General features: G+C 42.8%; 8 protein-coding genes. 7 read left to right on the top strand and 1 reads right to left on the bottom strand.

Translation table 11 applies throughout. The features are described 5' to 3' along the window. Nucleotides 1-61 precede the first annotated feature (61 nt). The 7 genes from CQA49_RS07860 to CQA49_RS10060 all read left to right on the top strand — a co-directional run bounded on the left by CQA49_RS07860 (nucleotide 62) and on the right by CQA49_RS10060 (nucleotide 14351). Complete coding sequence (locus tag CQA49_RS07860; RefSeq protein WP_115575415.1) at nucleotides 62-8725, top strand: DNA-directed RNA polymerase subunit beta/beta'; 8664 nt, start codon at nucleotides 62-64, stop codon at nucleotides 8723-8725. Nucleotides 8726-8828: 103 nt separating this feature from the next. Continuing rightward, entirely contained in the window at nucleotides 8829-9218 is a 390-nt protein-coding gene (gene rpsL / locus CQA49_RS07865; protein WP_115575416.1) for a 30S ribosomal protein S12, read from the top strand. Nucleotides 9219-9231: 13 nt separating this feature from the next. Further along, nucleotides 9232-9699 carry a 30S ribosomal protein S7 gene (gene rpsG, locus CQA49_RS07870; protein ID WP_115575417.1) on the top strand — a complete coding sequence of 156 codons (468 nt, stop codon included), beginning with the start codon at nucleotides 9232-9234 and terminating at the stop codon, nucleotides 9697-9699. A 95-nt stretch (nucleotides 9700-9794) separates the two neighbouring features. Next, complete coding sequence (fusA, locus tag CQA49_RS07875) at nucleotides 9795-11873, top strand: elongation factor G (RefSeq protein ID WP_115575418.1); 2079 nt, start codon at nucleotides 9795-9797, stop codon at nucleotides 11871-11873. 27 nt (nucleotides 11874-11900) lie between these two features. Continuing rightward, complete coding sequence (locus CQA49_RS10320) at nucleotides 11901-12878, top strand: glycosyltransferase (protein WP_220271736.1); 978 nt, start codon at nucleotides 11901-11903, stop codon at nucleotides 12876-12878. Then, nucleotides 12878-13501 (top strand): haloacid dehalogenase-like hydrolase, encoded by a 624-nt coding sequence (locus CQA49_RS07885; protein ID WP_115575419.1) that lies wholly within the window; start codon nucleotides 12878-12880, stop codon nucleotides 13499-13501. Before CQA49_RS10320 ends, CQA49_RS07885 begins: the two co-directional genes overlap by 1 nt. Before the next feature lies 1 nt (nucleotide 13502). Continuing rightward, nucleotides 13503-14351, top strand: a complete 849-nt coding sequence (locus CQA49_RS10060; RefSeq protein ID WP_115575420.1) for a hypothetical protein — start codon at nucleotides 13503-13505, stop codon at nucleotides 14349-14351. Nucleotides 14352-14368: 17 nt separating this feature from the next. On the opposite strand, the gene uvrA is transcribed toward CQA49_RS10060, so the two are convergent. Continuing rightward, nucleotides 14369-17383, bottom strand: coding sequence for an excinuclease ABC subunit UvrA (gene uvrA / locus CQA49_RS07895; protein ID WP_115575421.1), 3015 nt, complete (start codon nucleotides 17381-17383; stop codon nucleotides 14369-14371). Nucleotides 17384-17616 lie beyond the last annotated feature (233 nt).

Here is a 17616-nt window from a genome sequence, read left to right on the forward strand (position 1 = left end):
TATGAAAAAGAGATTTCTTTAGAGTGTTTGCTCTTAAAATCTACTACACAAGGTTGGATAAATGTCAAAACAAACAAAGCTAAAAAATAGACTCCGAATCGATTTTACTAAGAATCCACAACTTCTTGATGTTCCTGATTTGCTTTCACTTCAAAGAGAAAGTTACAATGATTTTTTATCCGCAGATTCTACAAGAGAAAGCGGAATTGAAAAAGTTTTTAAATCAATTTTTCCCATCCAAGACGCACAAGGGCGCATTACTTTAGAATACGCAGGGTGCGAGTTTGGCAAGCCTAGATATACGACTACAGAAGCCATGGTGCGTGGTATTACTTACGCCATTCCTCTAAAGATGAAAATCCGCCTTATTTTTTGGGAAAAAGATGAAAAAAGTGGTGAGCGACTTGGCGTAAAAGATGTAAAAGAACAAAATATTTATGTGCGTGAAATTCCGCTTATGACGGATCGCACAAGCTTTATCATCAATGGTGTAGAGCGCGTGGTTGTAAATCAGCTCCACAGAAGCCCGGGTGTAATATTCAAAGAAGAGGAGTCAAATACTTCTTCAAATAAGCTTATCTATACTGGGCAAATTATCCCTGATAGAGGCGCGTGGCTATATTTTGAGTATGATTCAAAAGATATTTTATATGCACGCATTAATAAGCGCAGAAAAGTGCCTGTGACGATTATCTTGCGTGCGCTTGGCTACACAAAGCAAGATATTATTAATATTTTTTACCCAACGCTTAAAGTGCGCGCGGAAAAAGATAAATACCTTGTGCCTTTTAGTGTGGAAAATATCGGCGTGCGCGCGGAATTTGACATTAAAGATTCTAAAGGGAATCTCCTTGTGGCTTCTGGTAAAAAACTCTCAAGCAAAAAGGCAAAAGAGCTCAAAGAGCGTGAAAAAGAAATCGGCTGGATGGAATATCCGAGCGAAAATCTTACGCATAAATACTTGAGCGAGGCGATTTTTGACAAAAAAGGCGAGCTTTTGTTTGATGTCCTAACGCAACTTGATGAAAATAAACTTGCAAAACTTAGCGAACTTGGCATTAAAGAATTTAGCATTGCAAATGACAGCGCGCAAGGCTTGGACAACTCGATTATTAATTCTTTTGCAAGTGACGCGGAAGCATTGCGTCTTTTGAAGCAAAGCGAAAAAATCGAAGATGAAAATGAGCTTTCAGCAATTAGAATCTACAAAGTTATGCGCCCCGGCGAGCCTGTGACAAAAGAAGTGGCAAAGAATTTTGTAAATCAGCTTTTCTTTGATCCTGAGCGCTACGATCTTACACGCGTTGGGCGTATGAAGATGAATCACAAGCTCGGACTTAGCGTGCCTGATTATATTACCGTGCTTACGCATAATGACATCATCGCAACCGTGAAATACCTAATGAATGTGCGCAATGGCGAAGGGCATATCGATGATAGAGATCACTTAGGAAATAGGCGTATCCGCTCTATTGGTGAGCTTTTGGCAAATGAGCTTCACACTGGTTTGGCAAAAATGCAAAAGGCTATCCGCGACAAACTAAGCTCGCTTAATGGCTCATTTGAAAATCTTATGCCACATGATTTGATAAATTCTAAGATGATTACAAGCACGATTATGGAGTTTTTCACCGGCGGGCAACTTTCGCAATTTATGGATCAAACAAACCCGCTTTCAGAAATCACGCATAAGCGCCGTTTATCCGCGCTTGGTGAGGGCGGACTTGTCAAAGAGCGCGTGGGCTTTGAAGCGCGCGATGTACATCCTACGCATTATGGCAGAATCTGCCCGATTGAAACGCCAGAAGGGCAAAATATCGGTTTGATTAACACGCTTTCTACTTTCACGCGCGTAAATAATCTAGGCTTTGTCGAAGCGCCTTACCGCAAGGTAAAAGATGGCAAGGTGACAGATGAAGTCGTGCATTTAACAGCCGCACAAGAAGAGGGCATTATCATCGCACCAGCTTCAACAAAGGTTGATAAAAACGGCAATATCATCGAGGATTTGATCGAAGCGCGCAAAGATGGCGAAATTATCCTTGCAGAGCGTTCAAAAGTTGAGCTCATCGACTTGAGCGCGCGTATGCTTGTGGGTGTGGCAGCGTCACTCATTCCATTTTTAGAGCATGATGACGCAAACCGCGCGCTTATGGGTTCAAACATGCAACGACAAGCAGTGCCTTTGCTTTCTCCTAGCGCGCCAGTGGTTGGCACAGGGATTGAACAAGTTATTGCGCGTGATGCGTGGGAGGCTATCAAAGCAAAACGCGGTGGTGTAGTAGAAAAAGTAGATTCTAAAAGCATTTATATTTTAGGTGAAGATGAAAATGGCGCATATATCGATCATTACTCACTTTGCAAGAATTTGCGCACTAACCAAAACACTTCTTTCTATCAAAAGCCAATTGTGAAAAAGGGCGATAGCATAGAAGCAGGGCAGGTTATCGCTGATGGTCCGAGTATGGATAATGGCGAGCTTGCGTTAGGGAAAAATATCCGCGTAGCCTTTATGCCGTGGAATGGCTATAACTTCGAGGACGCCATCATCGTAAGTGAGCGCTTGATTAAAGAGGATACTTTCACTTCTGTGCATATTTATGAAAAAGAAATTGAAGCAAGAGAGCTAAAGCACGGCACTGAAGAGATTACATCTGAAATCCCGGGCGTGAAAGAAAGTGAGGTAACGCACCTTGATGAAAGCGGAATCGTGCGCATAGGGACTTATGTTTCACAAGGTATGATTTTGGTTGGGAAGGTTTCACCAAAAGGCGAAGTGAAGCCAACGCCTGAAGAGCGATTGTTACGCGCGATTTTTGGTGAGAAAGCCGGTCATGTGGTGAATAAATCGCTCTATTGCCCGCCATCATTAGAAGGTGTGGTCGTTGATGTGAAAATTTTCACCAAAAAAGGCTACGACAAAGACGCACGCGCGATGAGTGCATATGAGCAGGAAAAATCTGTGCTTGATATTGAGCATCACGATAGACTTACAATGCTTAACCAAGAAGAGATGATGAGAATTTCTTCAATGCTTGCAAAAGAAAAGCTAAGCGCAGATGCGACAATTGGTAGCAAGAAATTTAAAAAGGGCGAAAAAGTCGCAAAAGAGGATATCGCAAATATTAATCGCTTTGCGCTAAACACGCTTATCAAAAGCTACTCTAAAGAAGTGCAGGCAAAATATGAAGCGCTTAAAACGAATTTCTTAGAGCAGAAAAAAGCACTCGGTGAAGAGCATGAGGAAAAACTTTCAATCCTAGAAAAAGATGATATTTTGCCAAGTGGTGTGGTGAAGCTTGTAAAAATCTACATTGCTACAAAGCGCAAACTCAAAGTCGGTGACAAAATGGCTGGACGCCATGGAAATAAAGGTATTGTCTCAAATATCGTGCCTATGGTAGATATGCCTTATACAAAAGATGGTGAGCCGATAGATATTATCCTAAATCCTTTGGGTGTGCCAAGCCGTATGAACATCGGGCAGATTCTCGAAGTGCATTTGGGGCTTGTGGGGGTAAATCTCGGGCGTCAGATTGAAGAGCTTTTCCACTCACAGCAAAAAGATTGGGTGAAAGCTTTGCGCGCTAAAATGCTAGAGATTTCAGAAGTTGTCAATAGCGATGATCCAAGTGCTACGGAGTTTTTGAAAAAGATTTCAGATTCTGAACTTATTGCTTATGCGCGCGATTGGAGCAATGGCGTGAAGTTCGCAATTCCTGTATTTGAGGGAATCGAGCAAGAGCGCTTTGATAAACTTTTCAAGCTTGCAAAAATTGATATGGACGGAAAAAGCGAGCTTTATGATGGTAAAACCGGCGAAAAAATGCTTGAGCGCGTAAATGTGGGCTATATGTATATGCTAAAACTTCATCACTTAGTCGATGAAAAAGTGCATGCGCGCTCAACCGGACCTTACAGCCTTGTTACACAACAGCCTGTGGGCGGAAAGGCGCTTTTTGGTGGGCAGAGATTTGGGGAAATGGAAGTGTGGGCGCTTGAAGCTTATGGCGCCGCGCATACTTTGAAAGAAATGCTTACAATCAAATCAGATGACACAGAAGGGCGCAAAGAAGCGTATAAAGCAATCACAAGAGGCGAGCCTGTGGGAGAATCTAAGATTCCAGAAACTTTCTTTGTGCTTACAAAAGAATTGCAATCGCTTGTGCTTGATGTGAAAGTCTATAGCGATGAGCTTGATGAAAACGGCGCGCCAAAACAGCTTTTGATTAAAGAGGATAACCGCCCTAAAGACTTTAGTTCATTCCAACTTGTGCTTGCAAGCCCGGAGAGTATTCTTTCATGGAGTAAAGGTGAAGTCAAAAAGCCTGAAACAATCAATTACCGCACGCTTAAGCCTGAACGCGATGGATTGTTCTGTGCGAAAATCTTTGGACCAGTGCGTAATTATGAATGCCTTTGCGGTAAATACAAAAAAATGCGTTATCGTGGTGTAGTGTGCGAAAAATGTGGCGTGGAAGTCACAGAAGCAAAAGTGCGCCGCTACCGCATGGGGCATATCGAGTTGGTCGCACCTGTGGCGCACATTTGGTATGTGAGCTCATTGCCTAGTCGTATAGGCACATTGCTTGGTGTGAAAATGAAAGATTTAGAGCGCGTGCTTTATTATGAAGCCTATATCGTCAAAGAGCCCGGCGAGGCATCGTATGATAATGAGGGCACAAAGCCTATTCTAAAATACGACATTTTAAACGAGGAGCAATTCCAAAATATTAACCAACGCTTTGCGGATAAAGGCTTTGTCGCGCAAATGGGTGGCGAGGCTGTAAGAGATTTGCTAGAGCAACTTGATCTAACAGAGCTTTTGAAAAACTTACGCGAAGAAGCCAAAGCCACAAGCTCGGAGGCAAAGAAAAAGACTATTGTTAAGCGTTTGAAAGTGGTGGAAAGCTTTATAAATTCTGGGAATCGCCCAGAGTGGATGATTCTCACTATTTTGCCGGTGTTGCCACCAGATTTGCGCCCGCTTGTAGCGCTTGATGGCGGGAAGTTTGCGGTGAGTGATGTAAATGATCTCTATCGTCGCGTGATTAATAGAAATCAGCGCCTAAAGCGCCTTATTGAGCTAGATTCACCAGAGATTATTATCCGCAATGAAAAGCGTATGCTTCAAGAGGCGGTCGATGCGCTTTTTGACAATGGCAGAAACGCAAATGCAGTCAAAGGCGCAAATAAACGCCCGCTTAAATCCTTGTCTGAAATCATCAAAGGCAAGCAAGGAAGATTCAGACAGAATCTTCTCGGTAAGCGCGTGGATTTCTCAGGGCGAAGTGTTATTGTCGTGGGTCCAAATTTACGCATGGATCAGTGCGGGTTGCCAAAAAATATGGCGCTTGAGCTTTTCAAACCGCATCTTTTTGCAAAACTTGAGGAAAAGGGCTATGCAACAAACCTCAAGCAAGCTACAAAGATGATCGCGCAGAAAAATAATGAAGTGTGGGAATGCTTGCAAGAAATCGTGCAGGATTACCCAGTGCTTCTAAACCGCGCGCCGACATTGCATAAGCAATCAATCCAAGCCTTCCATCCAACGCTTATTGATGGTAAGGCGATTCAGTTGCATCCGCTTGTGTGCTCGGCGTTCAACGCGGACTTTGACGGCGACCAAATGGCGGTGCATGTGCCACTAAGCCAAGAAGCGATCGCAGAATGTAAGGTACTTATGCTAAGTTCTATGAATATTTTGCTACCAGCCAGTGGTAAGGCAGTTGCGGTGCCTAGCCAAGATATGGTTTTGGGGCTTTATTATCTTTCATTAGAGAAAAAGGGCGCAAAAGGCGAACACAAGCTTTTTGCGACAAGCGAAGAGGTGATGATTGCGATTGATTTAAAAGAGCTTGATATTAACGCAAAAATCCGCACGATTGAAGATAAGAGAATCATCGAAACCACCGCAGGTAGAATGATTATCAAATCAATCCTGCCAAAATTTGTGCCAATCGCGCTTTGGAATAGAATCTTAAAGAAAAAAGATATCGGAGCTTTGGTAGATTATGTGCATAAAAATGGCGGGCTAGGCGTTACAGCGAGCTTCCTAGATAATCTTAAGAATCTCGGCTTTAAATACGCGACAAAAGCGGGAATCTCAATTTCTGCGGCTGATATTATCATTCCAAAAGATAAGCAAAAGCGCATTGATGAAGCAAAAGTTGAGATTAAAAAAGCCCAAACGCAATATGATCAAGGCTCGCTCGCTGACCAAGAGCGCTACAATAAGAGCATTGACATTTGGACAGAGACGAGTGAAGCTATGGGCAAAGAGATGATGAAAATCATCGCGGAGGATAAAGGTGGCTTTAACTCTATCTATATGATGGCAGATTCTGGTGCGCGTGGTAGTGCAGCGCAGATCCGCCAGCTTTCAGCTATGCGCGGACTTATGACAAAGCCTGATGGCACGATTATCGAAACGCCTATTACCTCAAACTTTAAAGAGGGCTTGAATGTGCTAGAGTATTTTAACTCTACGCATGGTGCGAGAAAAGGGCTTGCAGATACCGCACTTAAGACTGCGAATGCTGGATATCTCACAAGAAAGCTCATTGATGTAAGCCAAAATGTGAAGGTTACGATTGAGGATTGTGGCACGCATGAGGGCGTGGAAATCGCAGATATCACCATCGGTAATGACTTGATAGAATCTCTAAGAGAAAGCGTGCAGGGCAGAGTGCTTGCAAAAGATGTTATTGATCCGATTACAAATGAGATTCTCTGCAGTGAGGGGACTTTGATTGATGAGGAAAAAGCGATAAAAATCGAGGAAGCAGGTGTAAAAAGCGTCACAATCCGCACGCCTGTAACTTGTAAAGCGCCAAAAGGCGTGTGCGCGAAATGCTATGGGCTTAACCTCGGAGAATCTGCTATGGCAAAACCGGGTGATGCTGTGGGCGTGCTAGCAGCGCAAAGTATCGGTGAGCCCGGAACGCAGCTTACGCTTAGAACTTTCCACGTTGGTGGGACAGCGAGCAGAAGCGCAGAGGAGCGCCAAATCGAAGCGACCAAAGAGGGCTTTATCCGTTATTACAATATTAAAACTTTCACCGGAGAAGGTGGCAAAAAAATCGTTGCAAACCGCAGAAATGCCGCGGTGTTGCTTGTTGAACCAAAATACAAAGCCCCATTTGATGGTGTGGTGCAGGTAGAGAATGTGCATAATGAAGTGGTGGTGAGCGTTATTGGCGAAAAGCAAAAAGTGCAGTTTAATCTCAATAAGGATTCTGTAGCAAAATCCGGTGAGCTAGCAGGTGTGGGCAATAGAGTAGATGGTAAGTTGCTTATCCCACATTCAAATGGCTATAAGGTTTCAGCTGGCGGAAGCGTGGTTGATACTATTAAAGATGGCTGGAATGTCCCACATAGAATCCCTTATGGAAGTGAGCTTAAAGTTGCAGATAACGAGCCAATCGCTTGCACTATCAAAGCAAAAGAAGAAGGCATTGTGAAATTCTACTTCCTCAATGGCGCGGTGCTTGAGCGCTATAGAGAAGTGAAAAAAGGCATGATAGTAGAGGAAAAAGGAATTTTTGCTGTGATTGCTGATGAAAATGATAGAGAGGCGACAAGACACTATATCGCTAGAAACTCTAAGATTCTCATCAATGATAATACAAAGGTGGATTCTGAAAGTATCATTTCTGAGCCAATCTCAAAAGAAAGCGTTATTATCGCGGAATGGGATCCTTACAGCAATCCAGTTATCGCTGAAACAGCCGGTAAGATAGAGTATAGAGATATTATTTCAGGGCTTACTGTGAGCGAGCAAGAGGATGAAGTTACAGGAAGCAAGAGCCTTGTTGTGAGCGAATATATTCCGGCAAACTTTAAGCCAGCGTTAGTGCTTATCGACGCGCAGAACAAAGAGCATTTCTATCCTTTGGAATCTAAAACAGCTATTTTGGTGCAAGATGGCAGCAGTGTGAAAGAAGCAGAGATTCTTGCTAAAACGCCTAAAGCGCTTGCAAAATCAAAAGACATTACAGGTGGTTTGCCTCGCGTGTCTGAACTCTTTGAAGCAAGGAAGCCAAAAGATTCTGCAGTGCTAGCTGAAATCGATGGACTTGTGAGCTTTGGTAAAGCAGTGCGTGGAAAAGAGCGCATCGTCATCACTGCTGAAGATGGACGCGTTGCAGAATATGCTGTGGATAAAAATAAGAGAATCCTTGTGCGCACGGGCGATTTTGTCCATGCGAGTGAGGCGATGACTGATGGCGTGGTTTCAAGCCATGATATTTTACGCATTGCGGGTGAGAAGGCGTTGCATAAATATATCGTAAGCGAAGTGCAGCAAGTCTATCGCCGACAGGGTGTGAATATCGCGGATAAGCATATTGAGATCATCGTTTCTCAAATGTTGCGTCAAGTCAAAATTGTAGATAGTGGTGATACGAAATTTATTGAAGGCGATTTGGTAAGCAAGCGTCACTTCAAAGAAGAGAATGAGCGCATACTAAGGCTCGGAGGTGAGCCAGCAATTGCTGAACCGGTGCTTTTGGGTATCACAAGAGCAGCTATTGGCAGTGATTCTGTGATTTCCGCTGCGTCTTTCCAAGAAACGACAAAAGTCCTCACAGAAGCAAGTATCGCAGCAAAAACCGATACGCTTGATGATTTGAAAGAAAATGTCGTGCTTGGTCGTATGATACCGGTGGGGACAGGGCTTTATCGCCACAAAAAGTTTAAGTATCGAAAAAATGTAGCAGAATAAGGCGAGATTCTGACCTCTCTAAGATTTATAAAAGCTTTTATGAGGTATAATCGCGCCATTTTTTACTGCAAAAAACCTAAAATCTAAAGGAAAGGATTAACCAGTGCCAACTATTAACCAGCTTATTAGAAAAGAAAGAAAGAAAGCAATCAGAAAGACAAAGTCTCCTGCATTGCTAGAATGCCCGCAAAGAAGGGGCGTTTGTACGCGTGTTTATACTACAACACCTAAGAAGCCAAACTCAGCGCTTAGGAAGGTTGCAAAAGTGAAGCTCACTTCAAAATTTGAAGTGATTAGTTATATCCCGGGTGAAGGACACAATCTTCAAGAGCACTCAATCGTGCTTGTGCGTGGTGGGCGTGTAAAAGACTTACCGGGTGTGAAGTATCATATTATCCGTGGTGCGCTCGATACTGCGGGTGTGGCGAAGCGAACTGTTTCACGCAGTAAATATGGTGCGAAAAAAGCCAAAGCCGGCGCAGATAAAAAATAAATAAGGAAGTAATATGAGAAGAAGAAAAGCTCCTGTCCGAGAAGTGTTGGGCGATCCAATTTATGGCAATAAGGTAGTTACAAAATTTATTAATAAAATGATGCTTGATGGCAAAAAAAGTGTAAGCGAAAAAATCATCTACGCTGCGTTTGATAAAATCGAAGAAAAAAGCGGTGAAAAGGGCATTGAAGTATTCCAAAAAGCTCTTGATAAAGTGCGTCCGCTTGTAGAAGTGCGCTCTCGTAGAGTTGGTGGCGCGACTTATCAAGTGCCTGTAGAAGTGCGCGCAGCACGCCAACAATCGCTCTCTATCCGCTGGATTCTCGAAGCTACAAGAAAGCGCAATGAACGCACAATGGTAGAGCGTTTGGCAAATGAGTTAATGGACGCTGTAAATGATAGAGGCGCGGCGTTTAAGAAAAAAGAAGATGTGCATAAAATGGCAGAGGCAAACAAAGCTTTTGCGCATTATCGCTGGTAAGCTTAGGCTTAACCTAGAATCCGCGAGCCTTGCTGTTTTTAGATTCAAAATTGCAGGCTTGCAAGCTCCCAAAAACTATAAATTAAGGAAATCCTATGGCAAGAACTACCCCACTTCAGCGTATTAGAAATATCGGTATTGCAGCCCACATTGACGCGGGTAAAACGACGACTTCAGAGCGCATTTTGTTTTATACAGGCGTTAGTCATAAAATCGGCGAAGTGCATGATGGCGCGGCGACAATGGACTGGATGGAGCAAGAGAAAGAGCGCGGGATTACGATTACTTCTGCGGCGACTACTTGCTTTTGGAAAGATTATCAAATAAACCTTATTGACACCCCCGGACACGTGGATTTCACTATTGAGGTTGAGCGCTCTATGCGTGTGCTTGATGGTGCTGTGGCGGTGTTTTGTTCCGTTGGTGGTGTGCAGCCACAGAGTGAAACCGTTTGGCGACAAGCAAATAAATACGGCGTACCGAGAATGGTTTTTGTCAATAAAATGGACAGAATCGGCGCAAATTTCTACAATGTAGAATCTCAAATCAAGCAACGCCTCAAAGCCAATCCTGTGCCGATTAATATTCCTATCGGTGCGGAGGAAAACTTCAAAGGCGTGGTTGATCTCGTGCAGATGAAAGCCATTGTATGGAATGATGAATCTATGGGCGCAAAATACGACATAGAGGAGATTCCAGCAGAGCTTGCAGATAAAGCAGCGGAGTATAGAGAAAAGCTTTTGGAATCTGTTGCCGAGCAAGATGAAGCGCTAATGGAAAAATATCTTGGTGGCGAGGAATTGAGCATTGAAGAGATCAAAAAAGGTATCAAATTAGGTTGCTTAAATATGAGCCTTATTCCAATGCTTTGTGGTTCGAGCTTTAAAAATAAGGGCGTGCAGACTTTGCTTGATGCGGTGGTGGATTTCCTTCCTGCGCCAACTGAAGTTGCAGAGATTAAAGGGATTAATCCAAAAGATGAAAGCGAGCTAAGTGTAGAATCTAGCGATAATGGCGCATTTGCAGGGCTTGCGTTTAAGATTATGACTGACCCATTTGTCGGACAGCTCACTTTCGTGCGCGCTTACCGCGGGAAGCTAGAATCTGGAAGCTATGTGTTAAACTCTACAAAAGGCAAAAAAGAGCGCGTAGGGCGTTTGCTTAAAATGCACTCTAACAAAAGAGAGGATATTAAGGAGATTTACGCGGGCGAAATTTGCGCGTTTGTGGGATTGAAAGAAACGCTCACAGGAGACACGCTTTGCGATGAAAAAGCGCCGGTAATTTTGGAGCGTATGGAATTCCCAGAGCCTGTGATTCACATTGCCGTGGAGCCAAAAACAAAGGCAGACCAAGAAAAAATGTCAATCGCGCTCGGCAAGCTTGCAGAAGAGGATCCAAGCTTTAGGGTAAGCACGCAAGAGGAGACAGGGCAGACGCTCATCGGTGGTATGGGTGAGTTGCACCTTGAAATCATCGTGGATAGGCTAAAGCGCGAATTTAAAGTCGAGGCGGAAGTCGGACAGCCACAAGTGGCATTCCGCGAGACTATCAGAAGTAGCGTCGAGCAAGAGTGCAAATACGCCAAGCAATCCGGTGGGCGCGGACAATACGGCCATGTGTTTATCAAGCTTGAGCCAAAAGAGCCCGGCACTGGTTATGAGTTTGTGAATGATATTAGCGGTGGTGTGATTCCAAAGGAATACATTCCTGCGGTGGATAAAGGTATCCAAGAGGCGATGCAAAGCGGTGTGTTAGCGGGCTATCCGGTGGTGGATTTCAAGGTGACGCTTTATGATGGAAGCTACCATGATGTGGATTCTAGTGAAATGGCGTTTAAAATCGCCGGCTCAATGGCATTTAAAGATGCGTGTCGCAAGGCAAATGCGGTGTTGCTTGAGCCGTTGATGAAAGTTGAAGTTGAAGTGCCAGAGGAATATATGGGCGATGTGATAGGCGACCTTAACCGCAGACGCGGACAAATCAACTCAATGGACGACAGAATGGGCCTTAAAATTGTCAATGCATTTGTGCCTTTGGCTGAAATGTTTGGCTATTCTACGGATTTGCGCTCCGCTACACAAGGGCGCGGGACCTACACGATGGAATTTGACCATTATGGCGAAGTGCCAAACAACATTGCAAAAGAAATTATGGAAAAACGCAGTAGCTAGTTAAATTGCATTTAAAAAAGCGTTGTTATGAATCAACCAAAAATTAGCGTTGTAACCATTGTTTATAACGATGTCGCGCACATCAAAGAAACAATGGATTCTGTAATCAATCAAAGCTATCCGCATATCGAATACATTCTCATCGATGGCGCGAGCACTGATGGCACGCGCGAGACTATAGAATCTGCTCTGCGAGAAATCGCGCTAGATTCTAGCCTTGTCGTTGGAGAATACCCACCAGAATCAAGCATCTCAACAATTGATGATTTTAGCAAAGAGGAATTAGAGAATCTCGCCAGCTTAGATTCTGCGATTTTAGGCAAGCCAGCACCTTTTAGTATCAAATACGACATTCCTAGCTTTTATCTGCAAGGCACACACAAGGACAATCCGCATTTCACTTTTAAATTCCTAAGTCAAAAAGATAGTGGGATCTATGATGCGATGAACAAAGGCATCGATCTTGCCAGCGGTCAATGGTGTAATTTTATGAATTGCGGGGATAGATTCTATGCCTCAAGCGTATTGAGTGATGTGTCCTCACTGCTTGATGATGAGTATGATGTCGTGGATGGTGGAGTAGAAATATGCTATGACGAGAATCATCGCAAGATAAAATTTTATAAAAATATTGTTTTTGGTCCTTTTACTTTGGAATTTTCTAATCATCAAGCCACTTTTGTAAAAAATTATCTTGCAAAAAAATATTATTTTGATGATACATTTCAAATACTTGGAGATATGGATTTTTTTGCTATTCTTTATGCAAAACGATATAGGTGGAAAAAAATACAAACAATTGTTGCTAGCTATAATACCAATGGCATTTCCTCTAGAATTGGTATGTCTATTTTTCTGGAAAATATAAAAATAGGTAAAAAATACATGTTTTATTATCCTTTAACACACACACTTTACTATTTATTTTATGTCTTACCACGCGTAAGTATTCGTAAAATATTACCTAAATCACTAGGAAATGCCATTCGCCAAAGGCTTCGCTAATGCGAGTTGTTTTTGATATTTGTGGCACATTATATGACTCAAATACTACGCTTGATTTTTGTCAATGGAGAGCAAAGGGCGCACAAAAATATTATTTGAGCTTTTTGCGCTCTAAGTTTACACGCGCGCTAAATAAATTTTCCAAAAAATGCCTTAAAAAAGAAATTATTCCGGTGCGAGAAATATTCATAAAAACATTAAAAGGCGAATCTAAAGACTCTTTATATAGCCAAGGCGTAAAATTTGTAAGCATATTTTTGGTACGCAAAAAGCGAAAGGAAGTTATTGAATTGTTGCAAAAATTTTCAACTAGCGATGTGGTTTTGGTTTCTGCCACAATAGATTGTGTGGCTTATGCTATCGCGCAAAAATTACGCATTGATAAGTTTTATTCTTCTTCTTTGAAATATGATAAAAATGGCTTGTGTGTCGGCGTTTTGGAAAATGATTTATTAGGTAAAAAGCACAATTTATTTCAAGAAATTGATTTTATTGCCACGGATAATTTGAGTGATATTGAGCTTTGCAAAAAAGCAAAGGAGGCGCTTATCATCTCATATCCAAGACATAAGAAGTTTTGGCTTTCACAAAATCTAAAAAACATCCAAATTATAGAGGTATGAAATGTATTTTTTTATGTTAAGTTTTGCGCCATTTGTCTATCTTTGTGAGACAAGACTTAAAGGGATTGTCCATAAAGTTTCTTTTATTTTTTTGTATTTTATACCAACAATTGCTACATATATGTATTTTGCGCCTAACGCGTATTCCATCGAAGGTGTCTTAAAGCTGACATTAGCGCTCTGCCTCATTGATATAATATACGCAAACGGCTATATGCAAAATGACATTTTTACAATAAAAAAAGAGGTAAATCCTACACTTAGACTCTCAGAGCAAATGCTTGAAAAGATGCAAGCACAATTTGGCAGAATCATATTAGGACGCTGCGTGTTTGCTGTGATTTTATTTGCTTTGCTATATGCTATTGATAGGCAGTTTGCTGTGTTTGTGGGGCTAGGTGTAATTGCAATACAAATTTTATATCTTATTTATAATTCACAGCGCAATATGGTTAATCTTTTTTTGGTTCCCTTTATGAGTTTTTTACGTTTTTTTGCTGTAAGTTTACCTTATATTGATGAGTGGGGTACTATTCTAGGGCTTTTTGCGCTTTATCCATTGTCTAAATTCCTCGAGTTTTGTGTGAAGCCACGCTTTAAGATTTCCTTAATTGCGCGCAAAATCATCACTAATCTTGACAAATTTCGCGTAGTATATTATGCGCTTTATTCTCTTGTTTTTGGTTTGCTATGGTGGCACGGAAAATCTAGCTGGATATTTTTAGCTTTGGGCTTATATTTTCTTGCTTTTCGCATAGCCTGTTTTGCTATTTTGCAAAGAAAGTCATTTTCTGAGCATATCGAACGCAAGCGTTTTGAAAATAATCCAACCAAAGATAAAACTTCCTGATTGACCTTTGTAATTTTTTATTTCCCTCCTAGCGCCCTCAACTCATTCTCCAAAAATTTCCCCGTGTAGCTGCCGGTTTTTGCGTAATTTTTAGCAAGCGTTGCTGGTGTGCCGCAATCTACGATTTTACCGCCTTTATCGCCCCCTTCCGGTCCTATGTCGATGATAAAATCTGCATTTTTTATTAAATCCAAATTGTGTTCAATCACAATCATACTATTGCCAAGCTCGACTAAATGGTGCAATACTTTTATGAGCTTATCGACATCGGCAAAATGCAGTCCTGTAGTCGGCTCATCAAGGATATAGAGCGTCTTGCCCGTGTCCTTGCGGCTTAGCTCTTTGGCAAGTTTGACGCGTTGGGCTTCCCCGCCACTAAGCGTTAGCGCATTTTGTCCCAAATGGATATACCCAAGCCCAACCGCGCATAGCGTGCTAAGCTGACTTGCGATTTTTGGCACTTTGGCAAAAAATTCCAGCGCCTCTTCCACGCTCATCGCCAGCACATCAGCGATATTTTTGCCCTTGTAGTGGATTTCTAGCGTTTGTGGATTGTATTTTTTACCCCCGCACGCATCGCATTTCACCATCACATCAGGCAAAAAGTGCATTTCAATCTTTATCTCGCCTTCACCTTGACACTTTTCGCACCGCCCACCTTTGACATTGAAGCTAAAGCGCCCCGCGTTATACCCGCGCAGTTTAGATTCTTTGACTTCGCTAAAAAGCGTGCGGATATGATCCATCACACCTGTATAAGTCGCTGGATTGCTGCGTGGCGTGCGCCCGATAGGACTTTGATCAAGGTAAATCACCTTATCTAACTGCTCCAGTCCCACGATTTCCACACCATCGCATTTGTGGATTTTTTTAGCATTGTTGAGAATCTCCTGCGCCGTTGGCAGTAGCGTTTGCAAAATTAGCGAGCTTTTCCCACTTCCGCTCACGCCCGTGACGCAGACAAAGTTACTTAGCGGGATTTTTAGGCTAAGATTTTTAATATTATTAATCGTCACATGCTTAATCTCAAGCCACTTTTCCTGCGCGCGATTGTGGCGGTGATCGATGAGATTCTCATTTTTCAAATAGCTTGCAGTGAGCGTTTTAGCCTTAAGCAATTGCTCCTTTGTCCCGCTAAAGACGACTTCTCCGCCATTGACACCAGCGCCGGGTCCGATATCCACGATAAAATCCGCGTGCAAAATCGTCTCTCTATCATGCTCCACGACAATCACGCTATTGCCCTTTTCTTGCAGTGAGCGCAAAGTCTTAATAAGCCGCAGCGTGTCGCGCTCATGCAAGCCGATACTAGGCTCATCAAGCACATACATTACGCCCGTAAGCCCGCTTCCAATTTGGCTTGCAATGCGGATTCTCTGACTTTCACCGCCACTAATGCTCCGCGCATCGCGCCCAAGGCTAAGGTAGCCTAACCCCACATCATCAAGGAAAAAGAGGCGCTCTCTAATTTCTTTCAAAATCGGCGCGGCAATCATCGCTTGCTGTGGATTTAAACTCTCAAAATGCGCATCATCTTTGAAAAACGCAAAAACTTGCTCGATGGGTAAATCGATAATCTCGCCAATCCCAAGCCCGCCGACTTTCACACTTAGGGAAGGGAGATTTAGGCGATGTCCTTTGCAAGTGGGGCAGGTTTTTTCAGTCGTGTAGTCGCCTAAGTCCTTATCGTCCTTAAACATATCATACGCAATTTGGATAATGCCCTTCCACGGGCGTTCCAGTGTGCTTTTATTCCACTTAAAACTTACCATATTTGGCGCGCCATACAAAAGGAGATTCTGCTTTTGAGAATCTAACTCTTCAAAGCTCTTTTCCATATCAATATCATACGCCTTGCAAAAGCCCGCAAACAGCTCGGCGTAGTAGCTTCGATTGTAGCCAAAGATGACTTTTATCCCGCCTTTTTTTAGGGGTTGTGATTTATCAAGGATTTTTTTCACATCGATTGTGTATTTCACCCCAAGCCCTAGACAATCCGTGCAAGCGCCCTTTGGGGAGTTAAAGCTAAAGCTAAGCGGCTCTAGCTCTTCAAAACTCACCTTACAATTAAAGCACGCAAAATGCTCGCTGTAGTGGATATGGCGTATTTCTTTTCCATTAATAGTATCACTTCGCGGAAGTAAATTCCGCTTTGCCTCCGTTTCGCGTGCATACTCAGCATTTTCTGCTTGTTGAGATTGTGAAGTCTTATTGCGCTGGTTGGAATCTTTAGAATCTTTTGCGTGCGTTGCGGATTCTTCAGATTCTACCGCGTGAGATTCTACTGCGCGTGGTTTTGAAGGCAAAGTCTGCTCGATTTCAACCTCGCCATAAGATTCTTTAAGCGCCTTTTCGATGGCTTGAGCGATACGCGTGCTATTGTCGCTATTTAGTATCACTCTGTCAATCACCACCTTAATTGTGTGCTTTTTGTGCTTTGCAAGCTCGATTTCTTCATCTAGGCGCGTCATCACACCATCGATTTGCGCGCGCACGAAGCCCTTTTGGCGCAGGGATTCTATCTTATCAGCAAATGAGCCTTTTTTTTCTTTCACAATCGGTGCTAGGATTATAAGGGTGGAATCTTGCTCTAATTCCAGCACCTGCGCGATGATATCAGTTTGGCTCATATGTGAGATTTTCTCCCCGCAAATGTGGCAATACTGCACCCCTATGCGCGCAAACAGCAGGCGCAAATAATCATAAATTTCAGTAATCGTCCCAACCGTTGAGCGCGGATTCTTAGAAGTCGTCTTTTGATCGATAGCAATCGCAGGCGTGAGTCCCTCGATTTTATCCACATTTGGTTTGCCGACTTTATCAAGGAATTGACGCACATAGCTTGAAAGCGATTCAATATACCTGCGCTGCCCCTCCGCATACAGCGTGTCAAAAGCCAGCGTGCTTTTCCCACTTCCGCTCAAGCCCGTAAAAACCACGAGCTGATTTTTGGGAATCTCTAAATTGATATTTTTAAGGTTATTTTCTTTTGCGCCTTGTATTTGGATAAGTTGCAGGTTTTTAGTATTCATTGTTTGCGCGCTCCTATCGCCTTTGTTTGGGAAAATAGTCTAAAAGACAAAGGCGCAATTATAGCATTTATTGAAAAAACAAAAGAACAGATTTTGTATTCTTAACTTTTGAGATAATCTCTCTATCTTTTTTCAGCGTTTGGGTGGTTATCGTCTTAGAATCCTCGCTAATTTTTGGTTGCGTGCTAAAAAGTTGCGCGTTTGCACTTTGTGGCTCATAGGATTCAAAGTCA

Origin of the sequence: Helicobacter sp. MIT 00-7814, assembly GCF_003364115.1 — a bacterium.
GTDB lineage: Bacteria > Campylobacterota > Campylobacteria > Campylobacterales > Helicobacteraceae > Helicobacter_F.